Here is a 13,573-nt window from a genome sequence, read left to right as displayed (position 1 = left end):
AGGATGACCAAACTGCAAGTTCCGACTGAGAGAGTGCTCGCCAACCTTCGCCAAGCCGCCGCCACTCTCGAGGGGGAAGCCCTTGACGCCACTTCGTCGCACTTTGGGCGTAAGCCCAAGCTCGTCCTGATCGCATCTGTTTCGGATGCCCGAACCCGGGCGATTTGCGCCACGGGCGTTGGAAACTCGCTGGACACCGCCTGGCGCGCAGCCATCGCACACCTCAGGAAGCGAATCCCCGATGAAAATCGCTGGCGATGGATCAAGATCGACGTATTACACTCCATTCGTGTCGCCACGCCGCCGGAGGTCCTTGCTGAGTTGTCCGGCCGACGGCGAAACTATTTCCGCCACGGCATCGCTTTCGACCCGAATTTCAATACCGCTCTCCTTGAACAGGAGTTGAACGGTATCGCGGCCTGGGTCTGTGATGCCGGCCGTCCGCTCGGACTGAACTTTGAACGGATAAACCGGTACCTGCAGACGTCACGCAAACAGCCGCCGCTTTCCAGCGGCGTGCAGCAACTGCCCGCATGGTACCTGTTCGATACGAAGAGCCTGTTTAGCGATCGGACGGGCGAGGTCCGCATCCTTGCCGATTGCGGCTTCGGCCAAGGACTCCGGGCCGCACCGATGGTCGCCGACGAGATCGAAAACCTCATCGACAATGCCGGCATGTACCTCACTAGGCAAATGCGGGATGACGGTTCCTTCGTCTACGGCTACTTCCCCGCATATGACGCGGTCATTCCCACCTACAACATACTTCGTCATTGCGGGACACTCTATGCGATGCTCGAGGCGTGGGAGGCAACCGGAAACGGCGAGATCGGCCGTCACGTGCCGCGGGGTATCGACCAAGTGCTGCGCACTGCGATGCGACGGGATGGCGAGCGGCTCTTCGTCGTCGATCACGCGAACCACGGCGAGATCAAGCTCGGTGCGCAGGCGGTTCTGGTCCTCACGATTGCCAAATTTGCGTCGCTGACGCGCGATGCTCGTTATCTCCCCGTTGGGCGCGCCCTGGCCAAAGGCATCGTCGACCGGTTCCTCGATGCAGCAAGCGGCGCGTTTGTGCATGTTCTTCAGGGCGATACTCTCACTGTCAAGGATCGCTTCCGCATCGTCTTCTATGACGGAGAGGCGGTATTGGCGCTTCTTCGTCTTCACGAGATCGACAGAGATCCCCTTTGGCTGACGTCGGCGATCAAGGCGTTCGAACATTTCATTCGCACAGATCACTGGAAGCATCACGATCATTGGCTCGCCTACTGCGCCAATGAGATCACGCGCTACCATCCGGAACAACGATATTTCGAGTTCGGGTTGAAAAACGGTTTCGGCAACCTGCCATTCATTCGAGAGCGAGAAACGGCATATCCGACCTTTCTGGAACTGTTGATGGCGACGCTGTTGCTCGTCGACACAATGAAGACCACCGGCAATCCGCTCCCGCCGCCATTTGATGTCCGGGCATTGGTCGAGGCGATCGATCACCGTGCCGAACATCAGCGGTTCGCCTGCTTCTATCCGGAGATCGCCATGTACTTCAAAGCGCCGCAAAAAATCGCTGGAAGTTTTTTCAGCAGGCACCACGCCTTCCGCGTCCGCATCGACGACGTCGAGCATTTCATCTCGGGCTATTGCCTGTACCTGCACAATGTCGTGCGGATAAGGCGAAGGATGGCCAGGCAAAGGGAAACATAATGCCCGTGGGACGAGGATGGAACCCAGCCGCGGCGGCCCCCCACGCCTTCGCGAGCGAACGAAGGCGTGGGGGGCACGAACGTTGCCGCCAGCCGGCGCGCGACTACGTCAAGCACTTGGTCCACCGGGTGATCCTCATCGATGGACAGGAACTGGCCGACTTGATGATCGAACACGGCGTCGGCGTCCGCAGCTACCGCACTGTCGAATTCAAGCGGCTGGACGAGGACTTTTTCAGCGAGGACTGAGCTGCTGCGTGTAGGGCGGAAATCATTTCCGCGTCCTTATCCCTTGAACACCTTCTCGCGGTGGTAGTGCAAAAACTGCGTATGCGGCCGCTCGTCCGGCCGTGATGGGACGAGCAGGCGCCGCTCGGGATTGATGAGCCGCGTGATCGTATCCGGCACGCCGCCACACGCAATCAGCAGGCCGTAATCGTCATCGACCGAAATCAGCCCGCGGTCGAACATCCAGTGCACCGTGCCGGAAAGCGCAAGCCCGTTGCGAACGCTGTCCGGCCCTCGATCTGCCACCGGACGAATGTGGGCGGCCTGGACTTCTGAGCGTTCGCCGCCGTTGATTAGCTTGAGGCCGGTGACGGCGCAGGTGTCATGATAGGCTGTCTTGATGGCCGCGGAGAAGGCGCGATCGCGGAAGGGCCGCTGCAGAACCTGCGACACGAGCCTACGATCGACACGATCAATCTCGTAGGGCACCTGCGGATTGTCGCCAAATCCGATCCGGGCTTCCTCGGCCGGATCCGGCGTCGGCCTCTCGCGGTCACGGTTTCCAATGACATGCGCAAAGCCGGCAGCGAGGATCAGGTCATACTCGGCGTCGGGAATGTTGCGGACAGCGCGGCCGAACGCACCTTTGTTGGTCGAGCCGTCCTCCTTGCGTAGGCCGCACTCGTAGTAAGGTCGGCCTCCTTGAACGGGACGGCATGACTGAAATGCAGGAAATCCGCGATGAGCGCGTAAAAGTGATCAGGCTTCGATGGATCGGGAATGATGTCCGTTATCCGGGCGGTCGCGAAATACGCCTGTTTGCCGCCTGTCTTCATCAGGTCGCCGTTCGGACGTCTGGGCTCGTAATAAACGATCCAGTCCCCGCGAGCCGCCTCGACCTGACGCAGATAGGTGCGCGGGAAATGATACCGCTATTCCGGAAGGTCGTCGTATGTCGGATCGACCTTGGTTGTGAGTATGGCCTTTGCCATCGGATGGACTCGCTCTCACTCCGGAGATCAGGTGCCTGCATCTTGGTACCAGGCGGAAGGCTGACTTGAAAAGGCCCGGACACTCCCGACGCGTCAGTCCTCGTTTTAGCTGAAAGCGTGCACGTATTAATTGTGGACGTTGCTTGTTTTCATGGAAATGAAAATTTTTTGATTCGCCGCATTTTTTAAGTGATCGATAGTATCGTAAGGAATTGTTCGATGTATTAGTCATAGTTATTCTTTGCCACAATTTATTGCAAAACTTACGATTGCTTTAATTTGGTGCGTGTTCTGAGATAATAGAGGGGTAAAGGCGGTTATGCTTTTACTGACATTCCTCTTACATGGAGATAACCATGACCAAGACTACCGACGCATTCACCCTCCCGTCCGCCGCTCGCACGTTCTACGAAGCCTATTCGCTCGCCGAGGACACTAAGAGCCAGCTCGAAGAGACGGCCATGTTCCTCATCGGCGTTTCGCGCCGTTCGACCGAAGAGACTTTCAAGTTGGGCGAGCATCTTGAGCGCGCAGCCGGGCTGCTCCCGGAAGGAACACTCGAAAAATGGGCCGTGGAGCGCTGCGGCTACACGGCGCGCCATGTCCGGACCCAGCGCGCGGTGTTTCGCAATCTGGCTCGCTACAAGGATATTCTGGTGGAACTGGCCGTCGGTCCGACGGTTCTTGGAAAGTTGAGTGCCTTCGAGCCCGAGCAGATCGAGCAGGCCATTGGCTTTGCCGCCCAGAACGGCAGACTCAGGGTTCAGGACGTCGTAGCGATTGTGGCCGGCTCGAAAAACGAGACAGAGGCAGGGCCGCAGATCGATCCATACGATGTCGGCGGCCTTGACGGGCTCAAGGCGATCATCGCGATCAAAGTCCGGGATGGCGTCAAATCCTTCATTGGTCACCTCGAGGAGATCCGCGCGCATGTCAGTGAGGCGGTTCTGGAGAAGCGGTTGATCAAAAAGACGCTTGCGGCTCAGATTCATTTGACTGCCCGCCTTGCCCGCAAGGAGCTTGAAAGTCTTGCCCAGTTTGTCATGCCCAATCCGCACTATCACTACGTGATCTGGGAGACCAAGCTTCCGGCGAAAACCCGGTGGAACGACGTCGGGAATCTGCTTCACAAGATCGGTGGCACGGACACCTGGCCGGAAAAGGGAGAACTCCGGACATGGCTTGAAAACGAAGTCTTGCCATTGTTGGAGTGGGCTTCGGCGAAAACCAAGGACCCTGTCTGGCCGAAGGCCGACAAGGCGTCGATCTCGCCAGCAGCCACATTGTTGGTCGACACAAGCTTGCTGGCTGCCAATCAGCAGCGGCACCAGGATGACGGGGTCTCGGTCGTTGCCGGCTCCGAAAGGGACTCTGTCGAAGCGGAAGCTGTAAAGCGGCTCGAGGCCATGCTTGCGCCATTCGGGGCCAAAGTCACGATGGAGCAGTCGGCGACATCCAGGCAGATTCTTCCGGAAGACTCGATCCCGTCTCTGGCAGAATCTATGGCCGAGCCCCCGAAGGCCTTTAGACGGCCAGCCTTCCTTGACCGCGTCAAGCCGGCCGCCAACAAAGCCGACGATGTAGCTGCATCTGCCGCCTAGTGATCGCGCGGGCTTGGAGGCTGTGAACCGACCTTCCCACCAAACTCGAGAGGGCCGCATGTCGGCCCTTTTGCTTTGCCTTCGGATGCCGAGTGGAAACGCACAGGCGAATGGTGCCGATCGCCGTAAGCCTTCACCGGTCTCGGGCTTCGTGAGCCCACCGTTAACTACGTACCGGCTTTGTTCCTTTTTACTGTTCCGGGTCCTTGAGCCCGGTCGCCGGTCCTGCCAGGTTGGGGGCGTTCGGATGACCGAACACAAAACGGCCCAAGGCAGCGCGCCAACGCTACCAAGGGCCTGACCCTCAAGCCTTATGCAAAAGGAATCGGGCTATGACCACGCATACTCTCTCTGTCCCCGCCGGGGAAGTTCTCCGTTCGACCGCCGTCTCGACCTCGATGTTCTCTCAGCGTCCGTTCGGCCTTGGTGCCAACAGCATCAACGAACCGGCCGCGTTGCGCCGCCATCCGCACATCATTCGCTTCGCCGACGTCGAGGCCGATCTCGACCTGCTGATCGATCGCGCCATTGCGGCAATCGCCGACGGCGAGCCGGTCGAGGACGAAATCCTTGGCCACTACGTTCACATTGCTTCGCTTGTCCGCGCCGTGTCGTTCCGGGAAGGCAAACTGCTCGAGCAGGCGGTTGATCGTCTGGCGAAAGCCAATCCGAATGTGACCGTGCTGACGCAGTCGCTCAAACTGCCGCTGGTCAAGGCGGCGCTTGAAGCCGTTTCCGGAAACGACTGGTCTTGCCTCGACGGCGTGAAGCTCGATTGCGAGGCGCCGGCCAAGGGCAGTTACACGCCGGACCTGATCGTCGTAAACCGCGCACGGCATACCGCCTACATCCTCGACGTCAAGCGTTCGCTCGCCTCGTACGGTGACACCAGCCGCCTCGAAGAGCTGAAGTTCAAGATGATGGCCGGCGCCATGGTGCTGCCCGACTGGCTCTACAAGCACCACAAGCGCATGATGGTCGACACCGTCGAGGTCGCGATTGTCGATGGCGCCAGCCGTCCGAGCGATCATGCCACCGGCATCTGGGCGCTTTCCGAAATCGACGACTTGCTGGAGATCGACGGTGTCGCCGCCTGCATGGCCGAACTGCGCCTGCGCTTCGGCCGCCGCGTCCAGCAGCTTCTCGAAGCGGAAGCGCGCAAAGCGCTCGGTGTTCCGGAGGCGGCCGTCTCCAACACGGCGCCTGCTTCGGCCATCGCCGACAGGCCGCTCATCGCCCTGAACGGTCCGGCGCGGAGCTATGAAGAAGAGCAGGCGATGGCCGCGCAGGACGAGGACGATGGTCACTGCGATCTTGGCTGCTTCGACGAGGATCAGGATGACGAACCGGAACCGGTCCGAATCCGGGTCGGCTTTGCCCGTCGTCCCCGCCGGCACTGACGCGCCACTGGCCTAGCGTCACCGATCGCGGCCGCGCCGTGTGTGGCCGGCTTCCCTCATCCTTCCATTTCCATGAACGCCGGAGGCGAACGCGCTCCGGCGAGGAGACAGTCATGTCCATCGAAACCCACCGCTCGTCTGTGGCAGGCTTCCGTTGCGAAGCGGTCACGACCGACACCATCACGTCGCCTTGCCTTCACAGCAGGCTGGCGACTATCGCCCATGCCAAACCCGCCGGCATCGATCGCGTCGCGGATGACCCCGCCGTTTTGATCGGCCTGGCGTTCGCCTTTGCGCGGCAAAGCCCTCTGCTGGATGGTCCTGTGCCGGAGCCTCTGATGCGTCGATTGAATGCGCTCGCAGACGGCGGCAATGCGGCCTGCCGCTTGCTGCTTGACTGGCTGCGAAGCCGCAACCGGGATCTCGGTTGGTCCCGGAACGAGCATCTGATCTCACCGACCCCGGTAGCGGTGGCGGCTGACATCCATCTGCCGCGCCGTTCGCCGCGCGAGCGTGTGCTGGCGGCTTCCGCGAGGTCCGGCCCCAGGGGCGAACGGCGGCGTGGTCGGACGCGTCCGCGCGATCCGGTGCAAAACCTCGAAACGGCAATTATTGCCGCGGAGACGGGAGGGCGCGTCGATGGATAAACTGGCTCGTCTGTTCATCCGCCGCCTCCGGCATCTTGCCCGCCGCGAGGCGCGCCGGACCGCGCTGCGCAATGGTCTGCTGGAAGGGAAAGTCGCCGATGTCGATGGTCATCTGCTTTGCTGCTACAGCCCGGCTTTCGACACGACAAGGCTGACCGGCGATCCGGTTCGCGATGGTCTCTGGTTCCGACAAAACTTTGGCGGAGGGCTTATTGCACCGAAGGAGGCGAGCAAACCAGGTTCCGGCCCCGGTCCCGGCGGAGACGGCGGCGGTGTCGTGACGATGGAGGTCATCGACATGACGCCCGTTTCGCCGCTGCTTGCCTTTCCCCGGAAGCGTCGCAGTTCAATCGCGCAAGATACGGTGCTGGGCAAAGGCTTCGATCGCCGTGCCTACACGTTTCGTCTTGTGGACAGCGCAGCAGCGCCGACGCTGGTCAGTCATGTCGTGGCGGCCCTGGTGTTGGCGCGCGCGGCGCGCGGCAGCGGACGGTCGCTGCGGGAGATTGTTCACACCCTGATCCATGTGACACCGGTCATCACGCTCCATGCGCCGCTCGATGGCTTCGAACGGGAGGGGGTGAGGCTCCTGGAAAAATCCCGGCTGGTGCCTGGCGGTCCGTTCGCCATCATCGATGCCGACCATATGTTCGATGACAACCACTTCGACGTTCATGAAGGAGAGGTTCGAAAGCGGCTTGTGGCATTCTCAGGCGCTGGCGTGCATCGCGTAACCGGCAATGCCCTGCGTCGGCGGATGATCAGCGCGCTGTCCCGCGACTTGCCCATCCTTGCCATCGCCGAGAAGCGATCGGATATTCCCTCGCTCTTGCGCATCTCCGCCGATCTGTCGCTGGAGACGGGAAAGCTTGACCGCAGGTTTGTCGCTGACCTGATCGAGGTGCTCTATCCGGACACGGTAATTGAAAGCGTTCCCCTGCCATCGGATTCGGATGCGCGGTGGCTGTCGCTGGAGGATCTGGTCCTTGCGTTTCGGCCGGGACGGCATGTTCGGGACGCGCTGCATGTCCTTGCCTCGCTCATCGAACGCAATCGCAGCGACTTCGAGGAAGGCGATGGCGAGGAAGACGCTGGGAGCGAGAAGACAAAGGGATCCGGATCCAAGCCTTCCTCCACCTCTACCGAGAAACCCTCGGGGTCGGGCGAAAAGCCGAAGGCCTCCGACAGTGACAGCAACGGCCGCTTGAAGAAGGACAAGCCGTCGGGTGCCGAAGTGATCCAGCCGGAGCTATTGCCGACACCCGTCGAACTTGGCGACAGGTCACCGATGACCGTCGAGACCCTTTCCGGATACGGCCGAGCAAAAGACTGGGCGCTCGATCTCAAGGCGGACCTGGACGATTACCGAGCCAGCATCCTCACCTGGTCGGAAATGAGCACCAAGCTGCTTTTGTCCGGCCCACCCGGAACCGGGAAGACGACGTTTGCCCGTGCGCTGTGCAACAGCCTGCAGGTTCCGCTGGTCGTCACCTCGGTCTCGACCTGGCTTCAGGGCGGCCATCTCAATGACGTGATCGACAAGATGAACAAGACCTTTGTCGAGGCCCGTGCCATCGCGCCAGCGATCCTGTTCATCGACGAGATCGACGGCATCGGCAAGCGGCAACCTGCCGAGCGTGAGTATTCCGATTACTGGAATGCCGTGGTCAACAAGTTGCTGGAACTGCTCGATGGCGCCGTAAAATCCGAGGGATTGATCGTCGTCGGCGCGACCAACCGCCCTGACCATATCGATGAGGCCATCAAGCGGTCCGGGAGGCTGGAAACGCATATCGAGATTCCGAAACCCGATGTGCCGACGCTTGCGGAGATCCTCGCTCATCATCTCGGCGACGATGTGACGTCGCTGATCGGCGAGCCGGTACCTGACACCCGGTCGGAAGCCGATGATGGGTTCTCGCTGAGGAAGATCGTCGCCGACCATCTGAAGGAAGAGGCAGAAGACGAACGGAAGGAAGCAGGCCGATGACCGAGCCGCAGAACAACACCACGACGGCAACACCGGCAGCCGCGCAGCAGGGCAATCCGGTCGACGCGATCCTGCGGCGTCTCGCCACGCGGGCGATGGGACTGACGGGCGCGGATATCGAGCGCATCGTACGGGAGGCGCGATTGAGGGCGCGCCGCGGCAAGCGCGCGATCCGCTACGAGGACCTCGAAGAGGGGATTCGCGGCAATCGCCCACCCCTACCCATCGATTTGCGCTGGCGCTACGCATTCCACGAGGCGGGGCATGCCGTCGTCCATCATGCGCTCGATCTCGGCCCCGTCCGAGGTCTCAATATCGACACCGGGGAGGGCGCCTATAATCTGCTCGGCTTCCATGCATCCGGAACCAATACCTACACCTGGTACGAAAACATGCTCACCGTGTTGATGGCCGGGAGGGCTGCCGAAAAACTGGCGCTGAAGCGGGTATCCAGCGGCTCGGCGGGCGCCGACGAAAGTGATTTGGCGCGGGCCACGCGGGTCGCGTTCGACATGGAGCGGACGCTTGGCTTTGGCGCTGAGCATCCACTGCTCTATCGCCCGCGTCGCGATCCGGGCGCGGTTCTGGACCGGGACCCAGAACTCGCTGCATGCGTTCACGCCAGGTTGGAGGTGGCGCTCGATAGAGCCGCCGCGATCCTCAGGAGGCGCAGGCCGGTCTTTCATGCCCTCGCCAAGGCGCTGTTCGATGCCCAGGCAATGGATGAAAACGCGGTGATGCACATACTGAGAGACGATGATCTGCCGCCCTGAAGCTGATGGTCATGCGGCCGATGAGGAGAAACGGAGTGCAGGATGAGTGTTGCAGTCGTAGCCCATTCCGATTGGAGCATGGAGCAGAAAAAGCGCTGGATGGCTGTGGCCATCCAACGCGACGGACACTGGCATGTTCAGCCTCCGGAACTCGTCGGTGACACATCGAGCTTGTTCGACCGACTACAGTGTCGTGCCGTCGATCCTGGCGCGCTTCTCATCGGCTTCGACTTCCCGATCGGCCTGCCGGCGGCCTATGCGCGAGCAATCGGCCTCGGTTCTTTCCAGGAGGCGTTGACATTATTCGGCTCCGGGATCTGGTCGGATTGGTACAATGTCGCCAGTCATCGCGACCATATCTCGCTGCAGCGCCCGTTCTATCCCGTCCGCCCTGGTGGCACGGCGCGTGCCCATCTCTTCGATGCCCTTGGGATTTCTGGTGCGTCATAGCTCTTGCGTGTCTGCGAACGGGCGACTGCCGATCGGCAGGCTGCCTGCATGTTGTTCTGGACGCTTGGCGGCAATCAGGTCGGCAAAGGCGCGATCTCGGGATGGCGGGAAGTCATTGTGCCGAGATTGGACTGTGGCCCTTCGATGGAAGGCTGGCTGAACTCGCTAACAGAAAACCAGTCGTCGTTGTAGAAACCTATCCTGGCGACGTGTACCGTCAGTTCGGCATGCCACGAAGTGGCTGGAGCAAGCGGCGTCACGTAGACCGGCTACGGATGGGACAGAATATCTTGCCTTGGCTTGCGGCGCGCCCGGGCCTCGATACCGATCTGCTCCTTTCCGCCATCAACGATGGCTTCGGCTCGGACAAGGCAGGCGAGGATCGTTTCGATGCTGTCATCGGACTGCTGGGCATGCTTGATGTCGTTGACGGCCGGCGGGGTAAAGGCATTCCGGCAATCGATGCCGTCCGCAAATGGGAGGGCTGGATCCTCGGACACCATCGCGATGATGCGACATGATTTGAGACAAGGTGTGCCACGTTGTTGGCAACTCACATCAAGTCTCCGGCAACCTGAAACAAATTGCGCTCATTTGATTCCGAACACCGGATTTTTGATTCGGAACTCGAATACGATGATTCACCAACGCCGTTCGCGGTCGAACAGGTCGTCTTGACGTGAGATAACGTGCGCGCAACTCGAAACAAGTTGCGGTCATTTGATTCATTGTTCTGCGCAGCCGATTCAAAGTCTGAAATTTCCGATTCAGCCGGGCAAGGCTTGCGCCGGCAGGCCGGTCCTATGATCATTGAAGAGGTTGAGGATCGGCAGGAGCATCATGAACCAGAAGGCAGCAAGGCAGCGACAGAAGGCACTTCGCGACGCCAATCGAATGTCCAGGAGGCCAGATAGAGATGACGTGGCTCGCGTGGCGCTGTTCTGGCTAATCCGGCGAGCGATCGAAAAGGGCCAGCAAGCCGAGCTTGAGAAGTTCCGGGCCAAGATCGTTTCGATGTTGGTCGATCAAGGTTTCGATGAGCACGAAAGCGATGCGGTGTTCGACGATCTGATCGCGCGATACCGGACGGGCGGCTCGCCGTTCCGCCGAAAAATCCATCTGCTCTATCCCGACGGCGCCGACCAAGAGGTCTGAGCGTTCCCGTCCGCCTGGTCTATCGTTGCCAAATGGGCTTACTAAACGGGTCGGGTAAACGCCTAACGGCGTTTGGTTGGTTTGCGGTTTCTCCCCCCATTACTTCATAGAATGCCGTTTGATTCTGAATCGGATTTTTTGAGGGGTAGATGGGCCCACTTCTTCAGGTCGTTCGGCTCGGCCACCCCCCGCAAGCCGGGCGGAAATCATTTCCGCCTCAATCTTCTCATTTCTTGCCATTGCGCGCCCATGAAGGTGGTTGCTTGTTCTCGATCCACGGCAGGAGCTGCAACGGTTTCGGCTCGACGGCGGAGGTAATGATCGGATAGTGCTTGAGCGCGCTCCGCATCAATGGGAGGCCAGCCGGATTGGTGTAGCGCGTATTTGTTTCGCTCCCCTCGGTCAGTCGTCCGGAGATGTCGTCAATGACATCCGGAGAGACACCTGCTTGTTTCAGGGTATCTGCCATGCCGTGGCGAAAGGCGTGGATCGCTCGATCCCACATTTTCTCACCGAGTGCCTCCTGCATGACGGGCACGAACGTATCATAGAACCGATCGCCCGGATTGTTGTCGGTCTTGTCTGAGAACAGATCCGGGAAAAGTGCCTCATATCCCAGCCTCTTGATGGCCTGCACGTATTCGATGAAGCCAAGCCGAACCAATTCCTCAGGCATTGGCAGCAGTCGTTTGGACTGTGCGTTCTTCAGTCGACGAATGCTGTTCGTTTGAAGGATGATGACGTAGCCGTCCTCCTCCTTTGCAATGTCGTTGACATGAAGCCCGGCAAACTCGTTGCGCCTGGGGCCCAGATAGGTGAACAGGATCGGCAGATAGTAGAGCGAATCGTGAAAGACGCGCTTGCCTGGCTTCCTCCGTTTTCCTCGCAGGTGATCTTGCGAGCCCATATAGACGGGACTTGAGAAAATCGGAGCGATGTCCTGAGGCTTTGGCTTGTACTGCTGGTGACGGACGTCTCCGGCTTTGGGCTTTCTCGGGCGCAGGCCCTCAAATGTCCAGCTCTCGATTTCGAACCCGTGGCCTTTCAGGTGTGTGAGAAAGTGTTGCAGGTTCCCGAAGTGTTTGCGGATTGTTGTTGGGGCCAGACCAACCTTCGCCTTAGTGCCCGCGATATCAGCCGCCTTGAGCAATTTCTCACCCTCCGCACGAAGCTCCGGCGCCGACATGCTTCTCATCCGGGCGCTTTTGCCCCAGTTGGTCGGAATGTCGTTGAAATGCTGTCGCAGCAGCCCAATGTGGTATTGCTCGATCTGCCCGGAATGCTCGACGCCATGTTCATGGAGCACCGATTTGAACATCCGTACCAGCGCCATTGCATCTCGAGCTGTTGCCGGCTCCCAATCTTCACCCATGTTCTTGATGAGCTTTTCACATTCCTCCTCAAACTCCGATACGACAACGACGCGCTGTTCAGCTTCCTGAGGTTTGAGTGAAGCCTTCCTGGCAGTTGCGGGGCTTGGCGTTAAGTCGAGGTGGGCGAATGCCTCCTCCTCCGGGATATCCGGCGCAGTCGTTGCCGGTACGCTCTCTTCGGCCAGTGTCGGGGAAGCAGGGGTCGCTGGTTCGACCCCTGCAGGCTTCACCTCGGTCGAGGATTTGTTGGCTCTGCCGCCGCCTGTGAGTTCACTGAGGCTTCTATCGACGAGCTCGTGGCGGTCGTCGATGTCAAGCAGGGCTGCGGCGCGGGCTTCACAGAACTTAGTCATGGCCCGCTCCCGATTTAGCGGGGTGTCAGGGATGCCGAAAGTGACCATCAAGCCTCGGACAGCTTCTTGGACATCCGGGCTTCGTACCAGCTTCAATCCAGCGATATGATTTGCCCGGATCGCATCCACGTGGGAGATCGGTACTCCGCTCCTCAGCAGGAAGCTCAAGCCCGTGCAGTCGCCCGCCAGGGTGAGATCCTTGGCTGCGCCGAATTTGGCGATAAGGTTGTAGGCCCAGCCTGCCTCCAGATCGAGTTCCATCTCTCGGACATGACCCGCCCGGCCCTTCCGCTTGGCCAGCACATTGACGTCGTCAAGGTCCTCGAGCATGGCGTTCCGGACACGCTCGAAAAGCTTCTGGAGCTGTTCCCTGTCAGCCATGATTTCCTTCGGTTTCAATTTCATCTCGGCAAGCCGCATGTTGAGTTGCCGCGCGATCATCTGTGCTTTCTTATGATCGGATACCTGAAGACTGAGTGAAAGCCGGCTGCCTGGTGTGCATCGGATGAAGGAGAGTGGAACACGCGCGCGCCAGTAAAAGATGTTACCGCGGCGAATGAGGTTCTCGACGTCGTGGCGGACCGCCATGGGAACTGCCCTTGCTCGCCACCGGCGACGGCACGCAATTTTTCGCGTGGGCATCACCTGTGGGCATCAGTTCTGGGCATCAGGTCGCCAATGATGCCAAAACGATATCCGGCACGACTGGAAAATCAAGGAATTAAGGGATTTTAGCGAGAATTGGCTGGGGAACCTGGATTCGAACCAAGATTAACGGAGTCAGAGTCCGCCGTTCTACCATTGAACTATTCCCCAACGATGGGCGGCGCAGGCGGCGCCCTGTCGGTGTGGGCGGCTTATAACCAAAAGCCTGGCGGATGCAAATAGGCCTGCAGAATTTTTTT

Annotated in this window: 12 protein-coding genes and 1 tRNA gene; 9 read left to right on the top strand and 4 right to left on the bottom strand. The window is 59.9% G+C overall.

Annotated features, from left to right (window positions below; translation table 11 throughout):
- The first annotated feature begins 3 nt into the window (after positions 1 to 3).
- Positions 4 to 1,707 (top strand): hypothetical protein, encoded by a 1,704-nt coding sequence (locus LQK81_RS20650; RefSeq protein ID WP_230808273.1) that lies wholly within the window; start codon positions 4 to 6, stop codon positions 1,705 to 1,707.
- A gap of 284 nt (positions 1,708 to 1,991) precedes the next feature.
- On the opposite strand, the gene LQK81_RS20645 is transcribed toward LQK81_RS20650, so the two are convergent.
- Complete coding sequence (locus LQK81_RS20645; RefSeq protein WP_230808272.1) at positions 1,992 to 2,423, bottom strand: HNH endonuclease; 432 nt, start codon at positions 2,421 to 2,423, stop codon at positions 1,992 to 1,994.
- Positions 2,424 to 2,527: 104 nt separating this feature from the next.
- Positions 2,528 to 2,770: a hypothetical protein gene (locus LQK81_RS20640; RefSeq protein ID WP_230808271.1), complete on the bottom strand. Its 243-nt coding sequence runs from the start codon at positions 2,768 to 2,770 to the stop codon at positions 2,528 to 2,530.
- Positions 2,771 to 3,282: 512 nt separating this feature from the next.
- Here LQK81_RS20640 and LQK81_RS20635 point away from each other — a divergent pair.
- From LQK81_RS20635 to LQK81_RS20600, 8 genes are all read left to right on the top strand, one after another.
- Positions 3,283 to 4,527 carry a hypothetical protein gene (locus LQK81_RS20635; RefSeq protein WP_230808270.1) on the top strand — a complete coding sequence of 415 codons (1,245 nt, stop codon included), beginning with the start codon at positions 3,283 to 3,285 and terminating at the stop codon, positions 4,525 to 4,527.
- A gap of 332 nt (positions 4,528 to 4,859) precedes the next feature.
- The gene (locus tag LQK81_RS20630) at positions 4,860 to 5,927 is read left to right on the top strand and encodes a hypothetical protein (RefSeq protein WP_230808269.1); all 1,068 of its coding nucleotides are present in this window, start codon (positions 4,860 to 4,862) and stop codon (positions 5,925 to 5,927) included.
- Positions 5,928 to 6,040: 113 nt separating this feature from the next.
- A complete protein-coding gene (locus LQK81_RS20625; RefSeq protein ID WP_230808268.1) occupies positions 6,041 to 6,574 on the top strand; it encodes a hypothetical protein in 534 nt (177 codons plus the stop codon).
- Entirely contained in the window at positions 6,567 to 8,564 is a 1,998-nt protein-coding gene (locus LQK81_RS20620) for an AAA family ATPase (RefSeq protein WP_230808267.1), read from the top strand. Before LQK81_RS20625 ends, LQK81_RS20620 begins: the two co-directional genes overlap by 8 nt.
- On the top strand, positions 8,561 to 9,337 hold the full coding sequence (locus tag LQK81_RS20615) for an ATP-dependent Zn protease (RefSeq protein WP_230808266.1): 777 nt from the start codon (positions 8,561 to 8,563) through the stop codon (positions 9,335 to 9,337). Before LQK81_RS20620 ends, LQK81_RS20615 begins: the two co-directional genes overlap by 4 nt.
- A 42-nt stretch (positions 9,338 to 9,379) precedes the next feature.
- Positions 9,380 to 9,787 carry a hypothetical protein gene (locus LQK81_RS20610; protein WP_230808265.1) on the top strand — a complete coding sequence of 136 codons (408 nt, stop codon included), beginning with the start codon at positions 9,380 to 9,382 and terminating at the stop codon, positions 9,785 to 9,787.
- Positions 9,788 to 10,062: 275 nt separating this feature from the next.
- On the top strand, positions 10,063 to 10,308 hold the full coding sequence (locus LQK81_RS20605) for a hypothetical protein (protein ID WP_230808264.1): 246 nt from the start codon (positions 10,063 to 10,065) through the stop codon (positions 10,306 to 10,308).
- 319 nt (positions 10,309 to 10,627) lie between these two features.
- Positions 10,628 to 10,942: a hypothetical protein gene (locus LQK81_RS20600; RefSeq protein WP_230808263.1), complete on the top strand. Its 315-nt coding sequence runs from the start codon at positions 10,628 to 10,630 to the stop codon at positions 10,940 to 10,942.
- Between the two features lie 226 nt (positions 10,943 to 11,168).
- Here LQK81_RS20600 and LQK81_RS20595 read toward each other — a convergent pair whose 3' ends face one another.
- Both LQK81_RS20595 and LQK81_RS20590 read right to left on the bottom strand, forming a co-directional pair.
- On the bottom strand, positions 11,169 to 13,256 hold the full coding sequence (locus LQK81_RS20595; RefSeq protein WP_230808262.1) for a DUF6538 domain-containing protein: 2,088 nt from the start codon (positions 13,254 to 13,256) through the stop codon (positions 11,169 to 11,171).
- A gap of 154 nt (positions 13,257 to 13,410) precedes the next feature.
- Positions 13,411 to 13,484 (bottom strand) — tRNA-Gln (locus LQK81_RS20590).
- Between the last annotated feature and the right edge of the window lie 89 nt (positions 13,485 to 13,573).

It is taken from the genome of Rhizobium sp. GN54 (genome assembly GCF_021026345.1).
Taxonomy (GTDB): Bacteria; Pseudomonadota; Alphaproteobacteria; order Rhizobiales; family Rhizobiaceae; genus Mycoplana.
The sequence above is the reverse complement of the archived record's forward strand: the minus strand, read 5'-3'. Positions and strand labels throughout refer to the sequence as shown.